Annotated in this window: 22 protein-coding genes and 1 other annotated feature; of the genes, 14 read left to right on the top strand and 8 right to left on the bottom strand. The window is 58.5% G+C overall.

The annotated features are described in order from the left end of the window. The first annotated feature begins 1 nt into the window (after position 1). The 6 genes from KPHS_52440 to KPHS_52390 all read left to right on the top strand — a co-directional run bounded on the left by KPHS_52440 (position 2) and on the right by KPHS_52390 (position 5,992). Positions 2-289 carry an acetolactate synthase 1 regulatory subunit gene (locus tag KPHS_52440; RefSeq protein ID YP_005229544.1) on the top strand — a complete coding sequence of 96 codons (288 nt, stop codon included), beginning with the start codon at positions 2-4 and terminating at the stop codon, positions 287-289. Positions 290-439: 150 nt separating this feature from the next. Continuing rightward, positions 440-1,033, top strand: a complete 594-nt coding sequence (locus tag KPHS_52430) for a DNA-binding transcriptional activator UhpA (protein ID YP_005229543.1) — start codon at positions 440-442, stop codon at positions 1,031-1,033. Between the two features lie 17 nt (positions 1,034-1,050). Beyond that, on the top strand, positions 1,051-2,526 hold the full coding sequence (locus KPHS_52420; RefSeq protein YP_005229542.1) for a two-component regulatory system sensor histidine kinase: 1,476 nt from the start codon (positions 1,051-1,053) through the stop codon (positions 2,524-2,526). An 11-nt stretch (positions 2,527-2,537) separates the two neighbouring features. Beyond that, positions 2,538-3,866 (top strand): regulatory protein UhpC, encoded by a 1,329-nt coding sequence (locus KPHS_52410; RefSeq protein ID YP_005229541.1) that lies wholly within the window; start codon positions 2,538-2,540, stop codon positions 3,864-3,866. A gap of 145 nt (positions 3,867-4,011) precedes the next feature. Next, entirely contained in the window at positions 4,012-5,403 is a 1,392-nt protein-coding gene (locus KPHS_52400) for a hexose phosphate transport protein (protein YP_005229540.1), read from the top strand. A gap of 136 nt (positions 5,404-5,539) precedes the next feature. Next, positions 5,540-5,992 carry a DUF1198 family protein gene (locus KPHS_52390; RefSeq protein YP_005229539.1) on the top strand — a complete coding sequence of 151 codons (453 nt, stop codon included), beginning with the start codon at positions 5,540-5,542 and terminating at the stop codon, positions 5,990-5,992. A 129-nt stretch (positions 5,993-6,121) separates the two neighbouring features. On the opposite strand, the gene KPHS_52380 is transcribed toward KPHS_52390, so the two are convergent. Together KPHS_52380 and KPHS_52370 are read right to left on the bottom strand one after the other, a co-directional pair. Continuing rightward, complete coding sequence (locus KPHS_52380; RefSeq protein ID YP_005229538.1) at positions 6,122-6,349, bottom strand: putative helix-turn-helix protein; 228 nt, start codon at positions 6,347-6,349, stop codon at positions 6,122-6,124. Positions 6,350-6,428: 79 nt separating this feature from the next. After that, positions 6,429-6,788 (bottom strand): RelE family toxin-antitoxin system, encoded by a 360-nt coding sequence (locus tag KPHS_52370; RefSeq protein YP_005229537.1) that lies wholly within the window; start codon positions 6,786-6,788, stop codon positions 6,429-6,431. A gap of 210 nt (positions 6,789-6,998) precedes the next feature. Here KPHS_52370 and KPHS_52360 point away from each other — a divergent pair, with 210 nt between their 5' ends. Beyond that, positions 6,999-8,192 carry a putative inner membrane transport protein gene (locus tag KPHS_52360; protein ID YP_005229536.1) on the top strand — a complete coding sequence of 398 codons (1,194 nt, stop codon included), beginning with the start codon at positions 6,999-7,001 and terminating at the stop codon, positions 8,190-8,192. Here the strand turns inward: KPHS_52360 and KPHS_52350 are convergent. Beyond that, a complete protein-coding gene (locus KPHS_52350) occupies positions 8,189-8,998 on the bottom strand; it encodes a phosphonoacetaldehyde hydrolase (protein ID YP_005229535.1) in 810 nt (269 codons plus the stop codon). The genes KPHS_52360 and KPHS_52350 overlap by 4 nt on opposite strands. Before the next feature lie 9 nt (positions 8,999-9,007). Continuing rightward, positions 9,008-10,111: a 2-aminoethylphosphonate--pyruvate transaminase gene (locus tag KPHS_52340; RefSeq protein YP_005229534.1), complete on the bottom strand. Its 1,104-nt coding sequence runs from the start codon at positions 10,109-10,111 to the stop codon at positions 9,008-9,010. A gap of 141 nt (positions 10,112-10,252) precedes the next feature. Between KPHS_52340 and KPHS_52330 the strand changes: the two genes are divergently transcribed. From KPHS_52330 to KPHS_52280, 6 genes are all read left to right on the top strand, one after another. Beyond that, entirely contained in the window at positions 10,253-10,972 is a 720-nt protein-coding gene (locus KPHS_52330; RefSeq protein YP_005229533.1) for a 2-aminoethylphosphonate transporter repressor, read from the top strand. Positions 10,973-11,150: 178 nt separating this feature from the next. After that, positions 11,151-12,164, top strand: coding sequence for a 2-aminoethylphosphonate ABC transporter substrate-binding protein (locus tag KPHS_52320; protein ID YP_005229532.1), 1,014 nt, complete (start codon positions 11,151-11,153; stop codon positions 12,162-12,164). Positions 12,165-12,169: 5 nt separating this feature from the next. Beyond that, positions 12,170-13,282 (top strand): 2-aminoethylphosphonate transporter,ATPase component, encoded by a 1,113-nt coding sequence (locus KPHS_52310; RefSeq protein ID YP_005229531.1) that lies wholly within the window; start codon positions 12,170-12,172, stop codon positions 13,280-13,282. Then, complete coding sequence (locus KPHS_52300; RefSeq protein YP_005229530.1) at positions 13,282-14,142, top strand: 2-aminoethylphosphonate ABC transporter ATP-binding protein; 861 nt, start codon at positions 13,282-13,284, stop codon at positions 14,140-14,142. Before KPHS_52310 ends, KPHS_52300 begins: the two co-directional genes overlap by 1 nt. A 2-nt stretch (positions 14,143-14,144) precedes the next feature. Beyond that, positions 14,145-14,522 (top strand): 2-aminoethylphosphonate transporter, membrane component, encoded by a 378-nt coding sequence (locus KPHS_52290; protein YP_005229529.1) that lies wholly within the window; start codon positions 14,145-14,147, stop codon positions 14,520-14,522. Further along, positions 14,145-14,942, top strand: a sequence feature (potential frameshift: common BLAST hit: gi|238897164|ref|YP_002921912.1| 2-aminoethylphosphonate transport system memrane component). Its footprint overlaps the gene before it by 378 nt. Further along, a complete protein-coding gene (locus KPHS_52280; protein YP_005229528.1) occupies positions 14,535-14,942 on the top strand; it encodes a 2-aminoethylphosphonate transporter, membrane component in 408 nt (135 codons plus the stop codon). (Overlaps the previous feature by 408 nt.) Positions 14,943-15,321: 379 nt before the next feature. On the opposite strand, the gene KPHS_52270 is transcribed toward KPHS_52280, so the two are convergent. From KPHS_52270 to KPHS_52240, 4 genes are all read right to left on the bottom strand, one after another. Then, positions 15,322-16,701 carry a putative porin gene (locus tag KPHS_52270; protein ID YP_005229527.1) on the bottom strand — a complete coding sequence of 460 codons (1,380 nt, stop codon included), beginning with the start codon at positions 16,699-16,701 and terminating at the stop codon, positions 15,322-15,324. A gap of 144 nt (positions 16,702-16,845) precedes the next feature. After that, positions 16,846-17,148, bottom strand: a complete 303-nt coding sequence (locus KPHS_52260; RefSeq protein ID YP_005229526.1) for a putative phosphotransferase system PTS, lactose/cellobiose-specific IIA subunit — start codon at positions 17,146-17,148, stop codon at positions 16,846-16,848. 97 nt (positions 17,149-17,245) lie between these two features. Further along, entirely contained in the window at positions 17,246-18,568 is a 1,323-nt protein-coding gene (locus tag KPHS_52250; RefSeq protein ID YP_005229525.1) for a putative phosphotransferase system, EIIC, read from the bottom strand. An 11-nt stretch (positions 18,569-18,579) separates the two neighbouring features. Further along, on the bottom strand, positions 18,580-18,894 hold the full coding sequence (locus KPHS_52240; protein ID YP_005229524.1) for a putative phosphotransferase system, lactose/cellobiose-specific IIB subunit: 315 nt from the start codon (positions 18,892-18,894) through the stop codon (positions 18,580-18,582). Between the two features lie 293 nt (positions 18,895-19,187). On the opposite strand from KPHS_52240, the gene KPHS_52230 reads away from it, so the two are divergent. Further along, the gene (locus KPHS_52230; RefSeq protein YP_005229523.1) at positions 19,188-20,129 is read left to right on the top strand and encodes a LacI transcriptional regulator; all 942 of its coding nucleotides are present in this window, start codon (positions 19,188-19,190) and stop codon (positions 20,127-20,129) included. Positions 20,130-20,227: the final 98 nt, after the last annotated feature.

Raw genomic sequence — 20,227 nt, 5'->3', positions numbered from 1 at the left:
CATGCAAAAACAATGTGATAACGTCATTCTGGAACTCACCGTCCGCAACCATCCCGGCGTCATGACCCACGTGTGCGGGCTTTTTGCCCGTCGCGCGTTTAACGTCGAAGGCATTCTCTGTCTGCCAATTCAGGGCAGCGAACACAGCCGCATCTGGCTGCTGGTAAATGATGACCAGCGACTGGGGCAGATGATTAGCCAGATTGAAAAGCTGGAAGATGTCACCAAAGTGGCGCGTAACCAGTCCGATCCCACCATGTTTAACAAAATTGCGGTGTTCTTCGAATAGCGCTCAAGGCTTGAACAGCCACGCGCTTATCGCTAAGGTAAGCGCCTTTACCGGATGACGCTGCGCTTATCCGGCCTACAAGCAGTGAATCCGTAGGCCGGATAAGGCGTTTACGCCGCCATCCGGCGTTTTCAGGCACCAGGACACACCATGACCACCATCGCCCTTATTGACGATCATTTGATTGTCCGCTCCGGCTTTGCTCAGCTGCTGGGGCTGGAAGCTGATTTTCAGGTTGTCGCCGAATTTGGTAGCGGCCGCGAGGCGCTGACGGGGCTACCGGGGCGCGGCGTGCAGGTCTGTATCTGCGATATCTCAATGCCGGATATTTCCGGGCTGGAGCTGCTCAGCCAGCTGCCGAAGGGGATGGCGACCATCATGCTGTCGGTACACGATAGCCCGGCGCTGATCGAGCAAGCGTTGAATGCCGGCGCGCGCGGCTTCCTGTCGAAACGCTGCAGCCCCGATGAACTTATCGCCGCGGTACGCACGGTGGCGGCGGGCGGTTGCTATCTCACGCCGGATATCGCCATGAAGTTGGCCGCCGGGCGCCAGGATCCGCTCACCAAACGCGAGCGTCAGGTGGCGGAAAAGCTGGCGCAGGGCATGGCGGTGAAAGAGATTGCCGCCGAGCTCGGTCTGTCGCCGAAAACCGTCCACGTACACCGCGCCAACCTGCTGGAAAAGCTGGGCGTCAGCAACGACGTTGAGCTGGCGCGCCGCATGTTCGATAGCTGGCAATGAAGGCCGTCGTCTCACGATTGCTGTCGGTCATCGGCTGCGCCTTTATCTTCGCGGCCGCCTGGTTCTGCCTGTGGAGCATCAGTCTGCATTTGGTGGAACGCGCGGATTTAGCGGTGCTGCTGTTTCCCTTTGGCCTGCGGCTGGGGTTAATGCTGCAATGCCCCCGCGGCTACTGGCCAGTGCTGCTGGGAACCGAGTGGCTGCTTATCTTATGGCTGGCGCAGGAGGTGGCGCTGGCGCACCCGATAATTTTGATGACCGGAAGCCTGCTGACTCTGCTGCCGGTGGCGTTGATCTCGCGCTACCGGCAGCAGCGCGACTGGCTGACGCTGCTGCGTCAGGGCGGGGCGTTAATGGCCGCCGCGCTGCTGCAATCGCTGCCGTGGCTGGCGGAGGGGGACGAGGGGCTTAACGCCCTGCTGTTGACGCTGACCGGCGGCCTGACGCTGGCGCCGACCTGCCTGGTTTTCTGGCACTATCTTACCAGCACCGTCTGGCGGCCGCTGGGGCCGGCGCTGGTGGCGCAGCCGGTTAACTGGCGCGGGCGGCATCTGATCTGGTATCTGCTGTTATTCACCATTAGCCTGTGGCTGCAGCTTGGCCTGCCCGCCGAGCTCTCCCGCTTTACCCCGTTTTGTCTGGCGCTGCCGATTATCGCCCTCGCCTGGCACTACGGCTGGCAGGGAGCGCTGATCGCCACCCTGATGAACGCTATCGCCTTGATTGCCAGCCAGACCTGGCACGATCACCCGGTCGATTTATTGCTTTCCCTGCTGGCACAGAGCCTCACCGGGCTGCTGTTGGGGGCGGGGATCCAGCGGCTACGCGAGCTGAACCAGTCATTACAAAGCGAGCTGGCGCGTAATCGTCGGCTGGCGGAACGCCTGCTGGAGACCGAAGAGAGCGTGCGGCGAGACGTCGCCCGCGAGCTCCATGATGATATCGGCCAGACCATCACCGCGATCCGCACCCAGGCCGGGATCGTACAGCGGCTGGCGCCGGACAACGCCAGCGTGCGCCAGAGCGGTCAGCTGATAGAACAGCTGTCGCTGGGAGTTTACGACTCGGTGCGTAGACTGCTGGGCCGTCTGCGTCCGCGTCAGCTCGACGACCTGCCGCTGGAGCAGGCGGTACGTTCGTTGATGCGCGAGATGGAGCTGGAGGACCGCGGCATTGTCAGCCATCTCGACTGGCGGATTAACGAGGCGGGACTGAGCGAGAACCAGCGCGTGACCCTGTTTCGCGTTTGCCAGGAGGGGCTGAATAATATCGTCAAGCACGCCAGCGCTGTCACTCTGCAGGGCTGGCAGCAGGATGAGCGACTAATGCTGGTGCTGGAAGATGACGGTTGCGGCCTGCCGCCGGGGTCGAATCTGCAGGGGTTCGGCCTGACCGGCATGCGCGAGCGCGTGACCGCCCTGGGCGGCACACTGACGATCTCCTGCACCCATGGTACACGGGTGTGCGTCAATCTACCGCTGCGTTACGCCTGAGAGGATCGCCGATGTTCGCCTTTTTAAAAGCCCCGCCGGACGCTGCGCCGATTAGCGATAAACGCGAACTTGATGCGCGTTATCGCTACTGGCGTCGCCATATCCTGTTGACCATCTGGCTGGGCTACGCGCTGTTCTATTTCACCCGCAAAAGCTTTAACGCCGCGGTCCCGGAAATTCTCGCCAGCAACGTCCTGACCCGCAGCGATATTGGCCTGCTGGCCACGCTGTTCTATATCACCTACGGGCTGTCGAAATTTTTCTCCGGTATCGTCAGCGACCGCTCCGACGCCCGCTATTTTATGGGGCTGGGGCTTATCGCCACCGGGGTGGTGAATATTCTGTTCGGTTTTTCTTCCTCACTATGGGCTTTCGCGCTGCTGTGGGCGCTGAATGCCTTCTTCCAGGGCTGGGGCTCGCCGGTCTGCGCCCGACTGCTGACGGCCTGGTATTCGCGGACCGAGCGCGGCGGCTGGTGGGCGCTATGGAATACGGCGCATAACGTCGGCGGCGCGCTGATCCCGATGGTGGTGGGAGCGGCGGCGTTGCACTACGGCTGGCGTGCCGGGATGACCATTGCCGGCTGTCTGGCGATCCTCGCCGGACTGTATCTGTGCTGGCGGCTGCGCGATCGCCCGCAGGCGGTGGGGTTACCCGCCGTGGGCGACTGGCGTCACGATGCGCTGGAAATCGCCCAGCAGCAGGAAGGCGCTGGGATGTCTCGTAAAGCGATCCTGACCCGCTACGTGCTGGCCAATCCCTACATCTGGCTGCTGTCGTTGTGCTATGTGCTGGTGTACGTGGTGCGGGCGGCGATTAACGACTGGGGCAATCTGTATATGTCGGAGACGCTAGGCGTCGATCTGGTGACCGCTAACTCGGCGGTGACCATGTTTGAGCTGGGCGGTTTTATCGGTGCGCTGGTGGCGGGGTGGGGCTCGGATAAGCTGTTTAACGGCAACCGTGGGCCGATGAACCTGATTTTCGCCGCCGGAATTTTGCTGTCGGTTGGCGGCCTGTGGCTGATGCCGTTCGCCAGCTATGTCATGCAGGCGGCCTGCTTCTTCACTACCGGTTTCTTCGTTTTCGGCCCGCAGATGCTGATCGGCATGGCGGCGGCGGAATGTTCGCATAAAGAAGCCGCCGGGGCGGCAACCGGGTTTGTCGGCCTGTTCGCTTATCTTGGCGCCTCGCTTTCCGGTTGGCCGCTGGCGCAGGTGATGGATATCTGGCACTGGACCGGATTCTTCGTGGTGATTGCGATTGCCGCCGGCATTTCCGCGCTGCTGCTGCTGCCGTTTTTAAACGCGCAGGCGCCGCGTACCGCCAGCGAAGCGTGATGTAGCTCACCCTTTCGCCGCGAACGGGGCAAAACTAAGAAATTTTCCCGGTTTTACCTGGACGCCGTCTCAGGCCAGACGGCGCGCTGGTTTTTACAATGCCTGGTTATTACGCAGGCATAAAAAATCAGCTCAGGAGATACCCATGCTGGCCTTTCTGAATCAGGTGCGCAAGCCGACCTTGGATCTGCCGCTCGATGTGCGGCGCAAAATGTGGTTCAAACCTTTCATGCAGTCCTATCTGGTGGTTTTCATCGGCTACCTGACCATGTACTTGATCCGCAAGAACTTTAACATCGCGCAGAACGACATGATCTCCACCTACGGGCTGAGCATGACCCAGCTGGGGATGATTGGCCTGGGCTTCTCCATCACCTACGGCGTGGGCAAGACGCTGGTCTCTTATTATGCCGACGGCAAAAACACCAAGCAGTTCCTGCCGTTTATGCTGATCCTCTCCGCCATCTGTATGCTGGGCTTTAGCGCCAGCATGGGGGCGGGTTCTACCAGCCTGTTCCTGATGATCGCCTTCTATGCGCTGAGCGGTTTCTTCCAGAGCACCGGCGGCTCGTGCAGCTATTCCACCATCACCAAGTGGACGCCCAGACGCAAACGCGGCACTTTCCTCGGCTTCTGGAATATCTCCCACAACCTCGGCGGCGCGGGCGCGGCGGGCGTGGCGCTGTTTGGCGCCAACTATCTGTTCGACGGCCATGTGATCGGCATGTTTATCTTCCCGTCGATTATTGCGCTGATCGTTGGCTTTATCGGCCTGCGCTACGGTAGCGACTCTCCGGAATCCTACGGCCTCGGCACGGCGGAAGAGCTGTTTGGCGAAGCGATCAGCGAAGAGGACAAAGAGACCGAAGAAAATGCGATGACCAAGTGGCAGATCTTTGTTGAGTACGTGCTGAAAAACAAAGTGATCTGGCTGCTGTGCTTCTCCAACATCTTCCTCTACGTGGTGCGTATCGGTATCGATCAGTGGTCCACCGTGTACGCCTTCCAGGAGCTGAAGCTGTCGAAAGAGGTGGCGATTCAGGGCTTTACCCTGTTTGAGGTCGGCGCGCTGGTCGGCACGCTGCTGTGGGGCTGGCTGTCGGATCTGGCCAACGGCCGCCGCGCGCTGGTGGCCTGCATCGCGCTGGCGCTGATTATCGCCACCCTCGGGGTTTACCAACACGCCAGCAACCAGTACGTCTATCTGGCCTCGTTATTTGCGCTGGGCTTCCTGGTGTTTGGTCCGCAGCTGTTGATCGGCGTCGCCGCCGTCGGTTTCGTACCGAAAAAAGCGATCGGCGCCGCCGATGGGATCAAGGGCACCTTCGCCTATCTGATCGGCGATAGCTTCGCCAAACTGGGTCTCGGGATGATCGCCGACGGCACCCCGGTCTTCGGCCTGACCGGCTGGGCCGGCACCTTTGCGGCGCTGGACGCCGCCGCCGTCGGCTGTATCTGCCTGATGGCCATCGTGGCTATCTTTGAAGAGCGTAAAATTCGCCGCGAGAAAAAGAACCGTATTTTGCAGACCGCCTGATTCACCAGGTATTTGGTAACCTTGCCCGGCCTTCGCGCCGGGCTTTTTTATTTCTTGCGCATTATGCCAGGTCCGACAGTCGACAGCAGGCAAATTCCCATTATGATAGTCAGGCTGCGATTGGATGAGAGGATGCATGATCTGGATAGGACTGGCCACCCTGGTAGTGGTGTTTGTTGTGGGATTTCGGGTGCTTACCTCTGATTCACGCCGCGCGATCCGCCGCCTGAGCGAACGCCTCGGCATCACGCCTGTCCCGCTGGAATCGATGATCGATCAGCTGGGAAAAACCGCCGGTAATGAGTATTTGCGTTACCTGGAGCGGCCGAATGAAGCGCATCTGCAGAACGCCGCCCAGGTGCTGCTCATCTGGCAGGTCGCGATTGTCGACGCCAGCGAAAAAAACCTGCATTACTGGTATCGCCTGATGCAAAAAGCGCGTTTAGCGGCGCCGATTACCGAGGCGCAGATCCGCCTGGCGCAAGGGTTTCTGCGCGAGCTGGACCCGGATGTGAGCGATTTACATAACCTACAGCAGCGCTACAACGACCTGTTTCTCCCGGAAGACGGCGTGCACTGGCTGCACTGATCTCATTGTTATCCGGCCTGTGGTTCATCGCTTTTGTGTGCCGGATGGCGGCTGCGCCTTATCCGGCCTACGGTTTCCGCACTCGTCACTTGCAGGCCGGATAAGCGTAAGCGCCATCCGGCAGGATAACTACAGTAGGATTTTCAGGCCGTGTTTTTGTACGACGCTAAGCAATTTTAATGACATTCCGCTCGGTCGTTTAGCGCCAGTCTCCCATTTTTGCACGGTAGACACGCTGGTATTCAGATAACGAGCGAACACGGGTTGGCTAACATTGAGTTGTTCACGTAGCGCTTTAATTTCAATGGGTTGAAGTGTGGCTACGCTACCGAGACATGATTCATCAAAATGGCGCATTGTTTCCTGTGGGATTGCGCCAACGCTGAATAGCCCCGACGCAGCGCTATGGATCGCTTCGAAAGCCGGGCTTTTGTATTTATTTTTTGCTGTCATCGCAAATCTCCACCAGTTCTTTACTTTTAACTAAGACCGTCGTTTTCTCTTCAGAGAGATTGGCATAGTGTTTTGCTAACTCACGAAACCCCATTAATTCGCGATGGTTGATATTGGCCATATCCTGTTTGGCATATAGAAAGGTATAAAACCAATACTCTGCGCTTTTGGTAAGGATGATTGCGCGATCGCGATTCTTGTTGAGTCGCTTTTTATAAACCCCTCCTCCTAAATCAACCACTTTGCCCTGAAGCGCAGATTGAATTGCCTGATAGAGCTCGTCGTCGGAAATGCCATGAGAGCTAGCCTCTCTGGCGAACCATTTGGTTTTAAAGATACGCATTGCTGACATCCTGTCGTTAAAAGTATAGCACATAGTGCTATATTAAATTCTCCTGAGATTTGTTAAAGCGATAGCAAGCATCGTTTTTTAAACATGCGAGCAGCTACGCACCCTCTTATGAAAAGCGAGAAGAGTTGCGAAAACGTTAAGTACGTCACATACAAAATGTTACACTGCGCAGCTTTCCGCCACTTTCTTCGCAGGTCACTCATGAGTCATTCAAATGAAACCAAACCCCATGCACGCGATCTCGCGCGGCCAAACTGGTCGGCGGTTTTCGCGGTTGCTTTCTGCGTCGCCTGCCTGATTACCGTTGAGTTTTTGCCGGTCAGCCTGCTGACGCCGATGGCGCTGGATTTAGGCATCTCCGAAGGGATGGCCGGGCAGTCGGTGACGACGACGGCATTCGTCGCGATGTTTTCCAGCCTGTTTATCACCACGGTGATAGGTAAAACCGATCGCCGCTACGTGGTTATCCTGTTTTCACTGCTGCTGACCCTTTCTTGCCTGCTGGTATCTTTCGCTGATAGCTTCACCCTGCTACTGCTGGGGCGCGCCTGTCTGGGCCTGGCGCTCGGCGGTTTCTGGGCGATGTCCGCATCGCTGACCATGCGTCTGGTGCCGATGCGCGTGGTGCCGAAAGCGCTATCGATTATCTTCGGCGCGGTATCAATCGCGCTGGTGATCGCCGCCCCGTTGGGCAGTTTCCTTGGCGGGCTTATCGGCTGGCGCAACGTCTTTAACGGCGCGGCGGTAATGGGCGTGCTGTGTACGCTCTGGGTGCTGAAAGCGCTGCCGTCGCTGCCCGGTGAATCGGCTTCTCAGCAGCAAAATATGTTTGGTCTGCTGAAGCGTCCGGGGGTGATGGCCGGAATGTGCGCCATTTTCATGGCCTTTGCCGGACAGTTCGCCTTCTTTACCTATATTCGCCCGGTGTACATGACCCTCGCCGGGTTTGATGTCGACGGCCTGACGCTGGTGCTGCTGAGCTTTGGTATCGCCAGCTTTATCGGTACCTCGCTCTCCTCGGTGCTGCTCAAGCGTTCGGTAAAAGCGGCGCTGGCGATCGCGCCGCTGGTGCTGACCGCCTGCGCGGTGGCGCTGGTGCTGTGGGGAGAGAGCAAAATCATCGCCTCGACGGTGGCGATTATCTGGGGCTTCGCGTTTGCGCTGATCCCGGTGGGGTGGTCAACGTGGATCACCCGTTCCCTCTCCGATCAGGCGGAAAAAGCCGGGTCGATTCAGGTGGCGGTGATCCAGCTGGCCAACACCTGCGGCGCCGCGGTCGGCGGCATTGCGCTTGACCACTTAGGGCTGCTGTCGCCGCTGGTGTTGTCAGGGATATTGATGCTGTTTACCGGCCTGCTGGTGGCGGCCAAAGTGAAGGTGAATTCACCCGCTTAAGGCCGCTCGCCTTTTGCCAGCCGGGCATTGATGTCGGCAATCACTTCCGGCAGGTCCGCCAGGGTATCAACCACATAATGCGCCCCGGCGGCATACAGTTTGCCTGCCGCCCGCTCGCGGCGGGTGGCGATTTCCGCTTTCGACATCGCCTGGTACTCCTCCCAGGTTGCGCCGAATTCGTTACCGGACACCGCCAGCCCGACGCTCCACATCCCGGCATGTAACCCTTCGCTGATGCCCGGCGCGGCGTCGTCGACCTTCACGCAGTGGGCCACATCGTCTATGCCCAGGGTAATCACGTTCTGCAGCGCCATCCACGGGCCCGGACGACCGCCGGCGGCAAGGTCATCGGTGGCGACCCAGTGGTCCGGGGCGTAGCCCTGGGCGGCGGCGGCCGGTACCAGCTTTTCCATCACCGGGCGCGGATAACCCGAGCAGGAGCCGATCTTCAGGCCCTCGGCGCGAAACGTGGCGATGGTGTCGACCACGCCGGCTATTGGTGCGGAAAAATCGACAACCTTAGCGATTTGCAGCGGCATAAACGCGGCGTAGATCGCATCGATATCCGCGGCCGTCATCGCGCGGCCGAATTTGGCCTGCCAGCGGCTGTCGACAGAAGGGAGTTTGCCCAGCGCCTCAATGTGCTGCCATTTGCCAAGCCCCATCGGCACGCGGGCCTCTTCAAGGGTTATCTCAATATCGAAGGCCTGGCGGAAGGCCTCGACGAAGATTTGCGTCGGGGCGAAAGAGCCGAAGTCTACGGTGGTGCCTGCCCAGTCAAGGATCAGTGCGCTAATACGGTTCATGGCGGTTCCTTATTGTTTCCAGTACATGGCGTTGTCGATAGCCGCCAGCAGGGCGGTGATATCGGCGTCGTAGACTTCGCCAATGTTGCCGATGCGGAAGCAGTCGCTTTGCGATACTTTGCCCGGATAGATAACGAAGCCCTGATCTTTCAGCTTCTGGTAGAAGGTGTGAAAGCGATACTGCGGCGCATCCGGTGAATAAAAGGCGGTAATGATCGGCGAGTGCAGGCTATCGTCGAGCAGCGGCCGGAAGCCGAGCGCGCGCATCCCGGCGACCAGCCGGCGCTGATTGTTGCGGTAGCGCTGATAGCGGGCGCTGACGCCGCCCTCCTGCGCCAGCTCTTTCAGCGCCTGGGCGAAGGCCAGCACGGTATGCGTCGGCGAGGTGAAGCGCCACTTGCCGTGGTTGTCCTCCATGCAGCGCCACTGGGCGTACAGATCCAGCGACAGCGAGCGCGAACGGCCTTTGCAGGCGGCCAGCTCCGCTTCGCGGGCAATCACGAAGGCAAAGCCCGGCACGCCCTGAATGCATTTGTTGGCGGAGCTTATCAGGTAATCAATATTCAGCGCGGCGATATCCAGTGGAATGCCGCCGAAGCTGCTCATCGCATCGACGATATAGCGTTTATCGTACCGTTTCGCCAGTTCGGCCACCTCTTCGATCGGATTCAGCATACCGGTGGTGGTTTCGCTGTGTACCATCGCGATATGGGTGATCGCCGGGTCGTTCTGCAGGATCTGTTCGATCGCGGCCGCGTCCGGACGGGAGACTTCGCCGCAGTCGTAAGGGTGGCAGGCGATGCCCATCAGCTGCGCCATCTCAATCATACGCGCGCCATAGGCGCCATTGCTGACGATCAACACTTTGCCCTGTTCGCCGATGACGCTGCCGAGCACCGCTTCGACCGCGTAGCTGCCGCTACCCTGCAGTAGCACCGCCGTATAACCGTCGGCCGGGGTAGCCAACTGCACTAGCTGCTGGCGAATGGTCTGTACCACGCCGAGATTGTAATCATCATCCCAGGTGCAGCTATCGAACAACATTGCCTCTTTCACCGTACGGGTGGTGGTTAACGGGCCGGGGGTCAGCAGCAGGTAATTTCGTGAAGTCATTTGTCTCACCATTTGGTCTATACCAGATTTATAGTTATCATGGAGACAAAGCCGGGACAGGGTCAAAGGAAATGTGGCGCTGCAACAAAAAATTCATCTGGCTATGTATAATGAGCGCACGAAAAGTGGCAGTGAGTAAACATGAAATCACCCTCTGGCGAGATGCCGCAATACCTGATGATTAAGGCGCAGCTGCAGGCGCGTATTCAAAACGGCGCCCTCAAAAGCGGCGACAAGCTGCCTTCCGAGCGCGAGCTGTGCGCGCTGTTCAACACGACGCGGATTACGGTGCGTGAGAGCCTGGCGCAGCTGGAGGCCAGCGGCGTGATTTACCGCGCCGACCGCCGCGGCTGGTTTGTGACGCCGGAGCGTCTGTGGCTGGATCCGACGCAAAATACCAACTTCCACAAGCTGTGTCTCGAACAGGGGCGCGAACCGAAAACGGTGCTGCTTGATGGCCGCCTGGCTGCCGTGCCGCTGGATGTGATGGCGCCTCTGGCGCTGCAGCCCTTCGATCAGGTCTACCTGCTGACCCGGCTGCGCTATGCCGACGGGCGGCCGGTATGCTACTGCGAAAACCACTGTCTGCCCGCGCGGGTGCCTGAGCTGCTGCGCCACGATCTCAACGGCAGTCTGACCGAGATTTATCAAACTCACTACGAACTGATCTATACCAGTATGCATCTGTCGTTTTATCCCACCTCAATGCCGCCGCAGGCCGCCGAGGCGCTGGGGGTGATGGAGGGGCGCCCGGCGCTGCTGTTGCGCAGGCTGAATTACGATCAGCACGGGCGTATTCTCGATTACGATATTGAATACTGGCGGCATGATAGCCTGCGGATCGAAGTCGATACCCATTGATTTTATTAGTTAAATTTTTTGATCTCCCCGGTGGCGCTAGCGCGTGCCGGGGCTACGCATCCCGTTCGTTTTAACTCCTTCGACACACTTTTTTCATCGTTTTGTCATATACCCCCGGTAGCGTGAAGCTAAATCTGGTCTACACCAGAATAACTGACTATTCGATGAGGCTTACACGATGAAACTCTCCCGATTTGCTCTGCTGTCCCTGTTCGCGCTGACCAGCTCTCCGGTTTGGGCGGACGGCGTCGTCACGGTTTACTCCGCCGACGGCCTGCATGACGGCGATAACAGCTGGTATCAGAGCCAGTTCGCTGCCTTCACCAAAGCGACGGGCATCAAAGTGCAGTATGTGGAAGGCGGCTCCGGCGCGATCGTCGAGCGTCTGGCGAAGGAGCGCACCAATCCACAGGCTGACGTGTTGGTCACGGTGCCGCCGTTTATCCAGCGCGCCGCGAAAGAGCAATTGCTGGCAACCTTTACCCCGCAAGGTAGCGCGCAGATCCCCGGCGCTAACGACCGCTACGCGCCGCTGGTGAATAACTATCTGACCTTCATCTATAACAGTCAGTTGCTGAAAAGCGCGCCGGCCAGCTGGCAGGATCTGCTGGATAGCCGCTACAAGAACAAGTTGCAGTACTCCACGCCGGGTCAGGCGGGCGACGGTACCGCGGTGATGCTGCAGGCGTTCCATAGCCTCGGCGGTAAAGACGCCGGTTTTGCGTATCTGGGTAAGCTGCAGGCCAATAACGTTGGCCCATCGGCCTCGACCGGTAAGCTGACGGCGCTGGTCAACAAAGGCGAGCTGTACGTCGCCAACGGCGATCTGCAGATGAACCTGTCGCAGATGGCGCGTAACCCGAACGTTAAAATTTTCTGGCCGGCGGATGACAAAGGCGAGCGCAGCGCGCTGGCGCTGCCCTACACCATCGGGCTGGTGCAGAACGGACCGAACAGCGAAAACGGCAAAAAGCTGATCAATTTCCTGCTGGATAAACCGGCGCAATCCAGCGTCAGCGCGCGCTCCTGGGGCCTGCCGGTACGCAGCGATGTAGCGCCGGATGATGCTAACTTTAAGGCGGCGAAAGCGGCGCTCGACGGCGTGAAGAGCTGGGAACCTAACTGGGACGATGTCGCGGTATCGCTGTCGGCTGACATTGCCCGCTGGCATAAAGTGACCGATAGCGAGTAAGCCTGATGTTGATGAAAGCCACCGTCACTTCTTCCCCGTCGCTGGCGGGGACTTCCGGGATCACCCTGGACTCGCTGCGCGTTTCATACCACGGCAACGTGGTCTTAAAACCGCTGTCATTGACCATTGAACCCGGTGAGGTGCTGGCGCTGATAGGCCCTTCCGGTTCCGGGAAAACCACGGTGCTGCGGGCGATTGCCGGTTTTGTGCAACCGGCTGGCGGGCGGATCCTGATCGGCGATACTGACGTCACCCAGCTGCCGCCGTACAAACGCGGGCTGGCGATGGTGGTGCAGAACTACGCGCTGTTTCCGCATATGAAGGTGGAAGATAACGTCGCCTTCGGCCTGCGGGCGCAAAAGCAGTCCAGGGGGCTTATCGCCGAGCGGGTGACTGAAGCCTTAAAAATCGTCGGCATGGCGGATTACGCCACCCGCTACCCGCATCAGCTTTCCGGCGGCCAGCAGCAGCGCGTGGCGATAGCCCGCGCGATTGCCGTGCGTCCTCGGGTGCTGTTGCTTGATGAACCGCTGTCGGCGCTGGATGCGCAAATTCGCCATAACATGGTGGAAGAGATTGCCCGTCTGCATCGCGAACTGCCGGAACTGACCATTCTCTACGTCACCCACGATCAGACCGAAGCGCTGACCCTGGCGGACAAAATCGGCATCATGAAAGATGGCTCGCTGATCGCCCACGGCGAAACGCACGAGCTGTACCACTATCCGCCGAACCGCTTTAGCGCCGAATTCCTCGGCCGTGCCAATATCCTGCAGGCGACGGCGCTGAAAGACAGCCCCGAGCCGGGGCTGGTTAGCGTGAGCTGTGGCGGCGGCCTGATTAACGCCTTCAGCCGGGGCGGCCTGCATGGCAACAACAAACTGTTATGCATTCGCCCGCAGCACATGAGCCTGGCGCCGCGATCGGCAACTAGTAATCGTCTCAACGCCACCCTGACGTCGGTGCACTGGCAGGGCGATCTGACGCATCTGCTGTGCGATGTTGCCGGCGAAGCGGTGCGGATTGTGATGACCCACGTGAACCCGCTGCCGCGCGCGGGGGACAAGCTGGCGCTCTACTTCGAACCTGGCGATGCGGTTCTGATCGAGGTGCAATGATGGCGCAAACCCTCACGCTTGCGCGTCCGGCGCGAAATTTACGGCCTTACCTGTGGCTGGCATTGCCGCTGCTGGTGCTGGCGACGCTATTTTTCTATCCGCTACTGCTGATCGCCGAACAGGCATTACGTGACGCCAGCGGCAACCTGAGCCTCGAGACTTTCTGGCAGGTGATCGACTCAAAACGCTTTATTGGCGCGCTGCTCAATACCTTACAGATTGCGGTGTTCGCTACCCTTGGCTGCCTGGTACTCGGCAGCGTGCTGGCGCTGATTCTGGTGTTTATTCCGTTCCCCGGCAGCCAACTGGTGAGCCGGGTCATTGATACTTTTATTGCGCTGCCGACCTTTCTTATCACTCTCGCGTTCACCTTTATTTACGGCTCGGCGGGGCTGCTCAACGGCACCCTGATGGCGCTGTTTGCTTTTGAACTGCCGCCGGTAGACTTCCTCTATTCGATTAACGGCGTGATTCTGGCGGAGATTACCGTCTTTACGCCGCTGGTGATGCGTCCGCTGATGGCGGGATTGCGGCAGATAGATAAGAGCCAGCTGGAAGCGGCGAGTATTCTCGGCGCTCATCCGTTACGGGTGATTACCCAGGTTATCTTCCCGGCGGCGCTCCCGGCGCTGATGGCGGGCGGCAGCCTGTGCCTGCTATTGACCACTAACGAGTTCGGGATCGTGCTGTTTATTGGCGCCAAAGGGGTCAATACCCTGCCGATGATGGTCTACAGCAAGGCGATTCTGGAGTCGGATTACAGCGTGGCCTGCATGATTGCGCTGATCAATATTCTGCTGTCGCTGGGGCTGTTTATGCTCTATCGGCTGGCGGCGGCGCGCACTGGCGTAAGGAGTTAACGATGTTGATTTGGTCGCGTAAAGGCCGCGCGGCGGCGGGCGCGCTGGCGGTGACGCTTTTTGCCGGCGTTTTCCTGCTGCCGCTGGCGGTGATTTTACTCTCCAGCCTGAGTAAACAATGGAACGGCCTGCTGCCCACCGGCTTTACCTTTGCCCACTTTGTTAACGCCTTTCGCGGCGCGGCGTGGGATTCGCTGTTTTCGAGCCTGATGGTGGGCTTCTGCGCCAGCCTGCTGGCGCTGCTGTGCGGGATGTGGGCGGCGCTGGCGCTGCGCCAGCATGGCGCGACGCTACAGAAATATCTTGGCCTGGCGTTTTATCTGCCCAGCGCCATCCCCTCGGTTTCCGTCGGGCTGGGCATTCTGGTGGCGTTCAGCTAGGGGCCGCTGCAGATGAACGGCACCTTCTTTATCGTTCTGGCGGCGCACTTCGTGCTGATCTCCGCCTTTACCTTCAGCAACGTAACGACCGGGCTGGCGCGTATTTCCGCTGATATTGAAAACGTCGCCTCCAGCCTGGGCGCTTCGCCGTGGTATCGCCTGCGCCATGTGACGCTGCCGCTGATGACGCCGTGGATGATCTCGGCGCTGGCGCTGAGCCTGTCGTTGTCGATGGGAGAGCTAGGGGCGACGGTGATGATGTATCCGCCGGGCTGGACGACGCTGCCGGTGACCATTTTCAGCCTCACCGATCGCGGCAATATCGCCGATGGCTCGGCGCTGACCATTGTGCTGGTGGGCGTCACGCTGCTGTTGATGATGAAGCTTGAGCGTATCGCCCGCCGATTAAGCCAGAGATAAAGAATTGATGACGCCACCAGGGCACGGGGCTGACTGCCCGGCGGAGCTGTTGCTTGCCGGTCCTGGGGGGAAGGCGATTTTCTGTAGGCCGGATAAGGCATGTATGCCGCCATCCGGCACAGCCGCGGGTACAGCGCCTGACCGCCCGGCGGCGCTGCGCTTGCCGGGCCTACGGGGTGGGGTCCCGCAGGCTTCCTCAGGAACGTAGGCCGGATAAGGCATGTATGCCGCCATCCGGCACAACCGCGGGTACGGTGCCTGACCGCCCGGCGGCGCTGCGCTTGCGCGGGCCTGGGGGTGGAATCCCGCAGGCCTCCTCAGTTGTAGCCCGGCTAAGCGTAGCGCCAGCCGGGAACGCTCCTTCGACAACGCTATCGCATCAGAACCACGCCTCAAACATCCCGCCGACGTTCAGCGAATCCAGCTGCTGGTCCTGGGTGCCGTTTACCTTCGCGGTGTGCTCGTTATCCACTTGGCCGCCGGTCACGTAGAAGCGCAGCATCGGACGGAACTCCGGCCCCATGCCGATGGCGATGTTCTGCGACAGCGTCAGCTTCCAGCCGTGGTTATCCCCGCCCTGGTCGTAATCCACGCGCTGGTAGCCCGCTTCCAGCCAGGTGGAGTGCACATCGTTCCAGAAATACATCGGCCGGACGATGGCGCCGTAGTTTTTACGGTTGTCGGTATTATCCTTGCCGTTGTCGTAGTCGTGGAAGGCCAGCAGATATTCCACCTGCGCCTGCTGGGTGAACTTATGGCTGCCCTCGAAGCTGGCGTAGACCGTGGTCAGGTCGTCGGTCTTGTTGTAGACGCTGTTATCCGAGTTGTCGGAGTAGCGCAGGATCACCTTGTTCACCCCGCTGTCGTTGGTGTGGCTCAGCACCAGGCCGCCCTGCCAGGCTTCGAGACGCGCGTCGCTGTCCACCGCCTTTGAGTCAAAGCCGTAGTTGGCGTACACCTCGACGTCGATCGGCCCGGCCTTGATGTTGTGGGTTTTGGTGGTCAGCGCGTAGTGGCCGTTGTCGCCGGTGTCGGAGCTGCCGGTACAGGTGATGCGCGACGGGTTGGTCTCGTCGGCCATCACTTCCGGACTACAGGATTTCACCTGCGACACCGCCGCCACGTCGAACTGCACGCCGCCGATATCAAAGTTCTTCACCCCGGCGCCCTGGCCGTCGTGGTTCATCCAGAAGTAGTCGTTGATCCCCTGTTGCGGACGCTGGTGGAAGTCGCGGCCGGCCCACAGATAGGCGTTGGGGTTGGATTCCAGCACGTTGGTAACGCCGACGTAGGCCTTCTTCAGGTTAACTTCGTCGCTCCAGTGGTCGAACATCACGTTGAGATCCCAGATAGCCCCCTGCGCGCTTTTGAAGGCCTTGCTGATCTGGAATTCGCCGCCGTTGCTTTCGTTGCCCAGACGGCCGATCGCCGAGGCGCCGTTATAGGAGCCGTCGACGCCGACATATTTCTGGTCGCCGGTCTGGAAGTGGGCGCCATAGCGGGCGTAGCCGCTGAACTTGAGGCCGAACGGAATGGCCATATCCGGCGAGGCGGCGGTGGTTTCCGGGTTAGTAATCACGTCGACCTTTTTGTTGGCCGCGGCGTCGATTTTTGCCTGGCGGTCGGCCAGCGCTTTATCAACGGCTTTGGCGACGATGGCGTCGATCTGTTCCTGCGTAAATTCTTGCGCCATGACAGAAATTGGGCACAGCGCGGCGACCACCGCCATGGCTAAAGGCAGTTTTTTTACAGTATTCATGGTTATCTCGCTTTAATAATTAATATATTTCAGATAATAACCATCCCATTCTGGCTAGAATAAATAGCCAAAATAAGCTGATTTGTTTTTTAGGGTACAGCGACGCCGGAGAATAATATTCTCGCTAACGTTATTCCATATTAATTAACGCTGGTACAGATGGATTAATTCTTCTGAGAACTCGCGGGCCAGCAGCGAATTCATCAAATGATCCTGGGCATGTACCATAATCAGCGTCATGGGCTGACGCGCTTCACCGGCATCCTGCCCGATGAGCTGGGTCTGCATCTGATGCGCCCGGCGGGCGTAGCCGTCGGCCTCGTTTAAGAGTAAACGCGCTTCGTCGATATTTCCGGTTCGGGCCGCATGCAGCGCTTCAAAACATAATGAGCGTGACTGTCCCGCATTAACGATAATTTCCATTACCGCATCTTCTAATTCAATCATGTGTATTCCTGAGGTATTTATTATTTAATAATGCAGTGAAAGCCCATTTTCTGCATTATTACGCTGTCATCTTATTATCTCTCCGGAAGGAGAGGGATTAGCTAACGGTTTCTGCTACCGGAACGCTATTTTTGGCTTTCTCAACTTCGGTTTTCATTAAGGAACGTTCATAAGCGCGCAGGAACGGCAGATAAATGACCGCCGACATCACCATGCAGATGAGACACATCACCACCGGGCTCAGGGTCCAGTTAGCCGCCCACGACGCGCCAATTGGGGCCGGCGTAGTCCACGGCGTCAGCGACACCACCTGGCTCAGCCAGCCAAGACGCGTCGCGCCGTAAGCCAGCACCGCGTTGACCATCGGTACGCAGACGAAGGGGATAAACATCATCGGGTTCATGATGATCGGCGCCCCGAACAGAATCGGCTCGTTGATATTAAAGAAGCTCGGCACGATGCCCATCTTGCCGATGGTGCGCAGATGGGTGGCCCGGCTACGCAGCAGCAGGAAGGCCAGCGGCAGGGTAGAACCGACGCCGCCAATCAGCAGATAGTGATCCCAGAAGCCTTGCAGGTAGACGTGCGGCAGTACCGTGCCAGCCGCCAGCGCCGCCTGGTTTGCCGACAGGTTGGCCATCCAGAACGGGTTCATAATGCCGGTAACAATCAGCGAGCCGTGGATACCGGCGAACCAGAAAATCTGGCACATCAGAACAGAGAGCAAAATCGCCGGCAGCGAGTCGGAGGCGGAAACCAGCGGCTCCAGCAGATGCATGATCGCCTGCGGCAGGATCATCCCGGTCTGCGCTTCGATAAACAGATTCAGCGGATGCAGAGTCGCAATAACCACCAGCACCGGGATCAGGATTTCAAACGAACGGGCGACGCCGGTGGGGACCTCTTTCGGCAGACGAATCGTAATGTTGTTTTGCTTCAGCCACGCGTAAACGCGGGTGGAGTAGATGGCGGTGATCAGCGCGGTGAAAATGCCCTGACCGGACAGATACTGAGTGGAAATTTTGCCATCGGCATAGGGTGCGGCGACCAGCAGGAAAGCCATAAACGCCAGCAGACCGGACATCACCGGATCGAGCTGAAACTGACGACCGAGGCTGGCGCCAATGCCGACCGAGATAAAGAAGGTCATCACGCCCATGCTGAGGTTAAACGGCAGCATCAGCTGTTCGCGGTAGTGCTGGGAGAAATCAAGCCAGCCGCGGGCAAAGCCGTTGGTGGTATCGGGTGAAAACGGCGGAAAGATAAATACCAGCATGAAAGAGCCGATGATCATAAACGGCAAGGCGGCAGTGAAGCCATCGCGGATAGCGATAACGTATTTCTGCTGCCCAAGGCGTCCTGCCAGCGGAGTAATAGATTGCTCGATCACGGCAATCATGGACTGATACAGAGAACTCATTTCAACACCTCTCAGTGCGCCGCTGGGATCAGCGACAGAGCATAATTCAGGACGTTGTCTCCCCGCTGCATACCGTAGTCCATCGTATCGATGGGCTGAACGGGAATGTTCAGGGAAGCCGCTTTGTCAGACAGGGTTTTCAACATGTATTTCACCTGGGGGCCAAGCAACACCACCTGATACTGCGGAAACTGCATGTCAAATTCGGAAACGCCATAGGCGTCAATCTGCACCGGCAGGTCACGTTCATTCGCCGCCTCAACCATCTTTCTGACCAGCAGACTGGTGGACATCCCGACAGAGCAGCACAGCATAATCTTGTACATCGACGACCATCCTCAAAATGTAAAAAGTTATTGCGTGGGTGATTTGATATCAGACGGAAACCGGTTTCCATTTATAAAAAGCAGAACTGTGATAGTGGTCAAGATCTCCTGCTTATAGGGCGGATTTATTGGATTTCGCTCACATTATTCTGTCGATTTGGCGATGTTTTGCGCTGAAATGGAAAATCGGTTTCCAAACAAATGGCGAAATGGATATACTGCGCTGGTCATAATTGAAGCGATTCAGGTTTACAGGATTTTGGCGGGACGCGGCGCCCGCGCAGGGGAAAATGATGTCGACAATCAATGATGTTTCACGACTTGCCGGGGTTTCCAAAGCCACGGTGTCGCGAGTGTTGAGCGGCTCACGTGGCGTGAAGGAAGCCAGTCGTCAGGCGGTGCTGCAGGCGGCGGAAGCGCTCAATTACCGGCCAAACATGATAGCCCAGTCGTTGCTCAGCCAGTCCACCGGCTGCATCGGCGTCATCTGCGCCCAGGACAACATCAACCAAACCACCAGCTATCTCTACGCCCTGGAAAAACAGCTCAGCCAGCACCAGAAACACCTGCTGCTGCGCTTCGCCAACACCAGCCACGGCGTGATGAACTCTCTGGAGGAGTTGACCTGCGGGCTGTGCGATAACGTGCTAATCATCGGCGCGCGTTTTCCTCTGAATATTAACCGCCCGGACGTGGTGCTGGTGGACTGCCTCGATAGCGAAGGCGACAACAGTATTCAGTTCGATCATGCTTTCGCCGCCGAAACCGCCTGTCACTATCTGATTAGCCAGGGGAGACGGCAGATTGCGCTGATTCATCCGCAGAGCAGCGGCTTTGCCGACCAGGTGCTGCTGGGCTACAAGCACGCGCTGGAAAAAAACTTTTTGCCGTTTAATCGCAACCTGGTGTTTCTGGATAATACCTCGCCGTCGGTGGCGGTGCAGGAGCTGGTCAATAACGCCACGACGCTGAACTTTAACGCGCTGCTGGTGAGCGATGAACAGCAGGCGCAGCGCGTGGTGCCGCAGCTGCAGGCGTTTAACCGCGCCGTTCCGCAAAATGTCATGGTGTTTAGCCTCGCCGGATCGTTACAGCTGCCCGGTATCCCGACTATCCCGGCGATTGAATATTCCATGGACGCGATGGCATCGCGGATCGTCAACTGGCTGACCGAGAAAACGGACAACCCGGGCGGCAGCCCGCTGCGCGGCGATTTAATTATTCCGAAGCACTAAACGCTGCTCTTGCCCTGACCCGCCGCCGTTGGCTGCGGGTTTTTTGCTGGCTGGTTTTTGTCGTATCCCTCACATTATAAATAAAACTCATATCTGAC

This window comes from Klebsiella pneumoniae subsp. pneumoniae HS11286, assembly GCF_000240185.1.
Lineage (GTDB): Bacteria > Pseudomonadota > Gammaproteobacteria > Enterobacterales > Enterobacteriaceae > Klebsiella > Klebsiella pneumoniae.
Note: the sequence above shows the minus strand (reverse complement) of the source record. Positions and strands in the feature narration are given on the sequence as shown.

What these genes read in the sequence shown, in the direction of transcription:
- KPHS_52390 (YP_005229539.1), top strand. Translation starts at nt 5,540, where the DNA reads ATGATCTGGATAGGACTGGCCACCCTGGTAGTGGTGTTTGTTGTGGGA.
- KPHS_52370 (YP_005229537.1), bottom strand. Translation starts at nt 6,788, where the DNA reads ATGCGTATCTTTAAAACCAAATGGTTCGCCAGAGAGGCTAGCTCTCAT.
- KPHS_52280 (YP_005229528.1), top strand. Translation starts at nt 14,535, where the DNA reads ATGAACGGCACCTTCTTTATCGTTCTGGCGGCGCACTTCGTGCTGATC.
- KPHS_52380 (YP_005229538.1), bottom strand. Translation starts at nt 6,349, where the DNA reads ATGCGCCATTTTGATGAATCATGTCTCGGTAGCGTAGCCACACTTCAA.
- KPHS_52290 (YP_005229529.1), top strand. Translation starts at nt 14,145, where the DNA reads ATGTTGATTTGGTCGCGTAAAGGCCGCGCGGCGGCGGGCGCGCTGGCG.
- KPHS_52430 (YP_005229543.1), top strand. Translation starts at nt 440, where the DNA reads ATGACCACCATCGCCCTTATTGACGATCATTTGATTGTCCGCTCCGGC.
- KPHS_52230 (YP_005229523.1), top strand. Translation starts at nt 19,188, where the DNA reads ATGTCGACAATCAATGATGTTTCACGACTTGCCGGGGTTTCCAAAGCC.
- KPHS_52330 (YP_005229533.1), top strand. Translation starts at nt 10,253, where the DNA reads ATGAAATCACCCTCTGGCGAGATGCCGCAATACCTGATGATTAAGGCG.
- KPHS_52350 (YP_005229535.1), bottom strand. Translation starts at nt 8,998, where the DNA reads ATGAACCGTATTAGCGCACTGATCCTTGACTGGGCAGGCACCACCGTA.
- KPHS_52250 (YP_005229525.1), bottom strand. Translation starts at nt 18,568, where the DNA reads ATGAGTTCTCTGTATCAGTCCATGATTGCCGTGATCGAGCAATCTATT.
- KPHS_52400 (YP_005229540.1), top strand. Translation starts at nt 4,012, where the DNA reads ATGCTGGCCTTTCTGAATCAGGTGCGCAAGCCGACCTTGGATCTGCCG.
- KPHS_52270 (YP_005229527.1), bottom strand. Translation starts at nt 16,701, where the DNA reads ATGAATACTGTAAAAAAACTGCCTTTAGCCATGGCGGTGGTCGCCGCG.
- KPHS_52240 (YP_005229524.1), bottom strand. Translation starts at nt 18,894, where the DNA reads ATGTACAAGATTATGCTGTGCTGCTCTGTCGGGATGTCCACCAGTCTG.
- KPHS_52340 (YP_005229534.1), bottom strand. Translation starts at nt 10,111, where the DNA reads ATGACTTCACGAAATTACCTGCTGCTGACCCCCGGCCCGTTAACCACC.
- KPHS_52410 (YP_005229541.1), top strand. Translation starts at nt 2,538, where the DNA reads ATGTTCGCCTTTTTAAAAGCCCCGCCGGACGCTGCGCCGATTAGCGAT.
- KPHS_52310 (YP_005229531.1), top strand. Translation starts at nt 12,170, where the DNA reads ATGTTGATGAAAGCCACCGTCACTTCTTCCCCGTCGCTGGCGGGGACT.
- KPHS_52440 (YP_005229544.1), top strand. Translation starts at nt 2, where the DNA reads ATGCAAAAACAATGTGATAACGTCATTCTGGAACTCACCGTCCGCAAC.
- KPHS_52320 (YP_005229532.1), top strand. Translation starts at nt 11,151, where the DNA reads ATGAAACTCTCCCGATTTGCTCTGCTGTCCCTGTTCGCGCTGACCAGC.
- KPHS_52360 (YP_005229536.1), top strand. Translation starts at nt 6,999, where the DNA reads ATGAGTCATTCAAATGAAACCAAACCCCATGCACGCGATCTCGCGCGG.
- KPHS_52300 (YP_005229530.1), top strand. Translation starts at nt 13,282, where the DNA reads ATGGCGCAAACCCTCACGCTTGCGCGTCCGGCGCGAAATTTACGGCCT.
- KPHS_52260 (YP_005229526.1), bottom strand. Translation starts at nt 17,148, where the DNA reads ATGATTGAATTAGAAGATGCGGTAATGGAAATTATCGTTAATGCGGGA.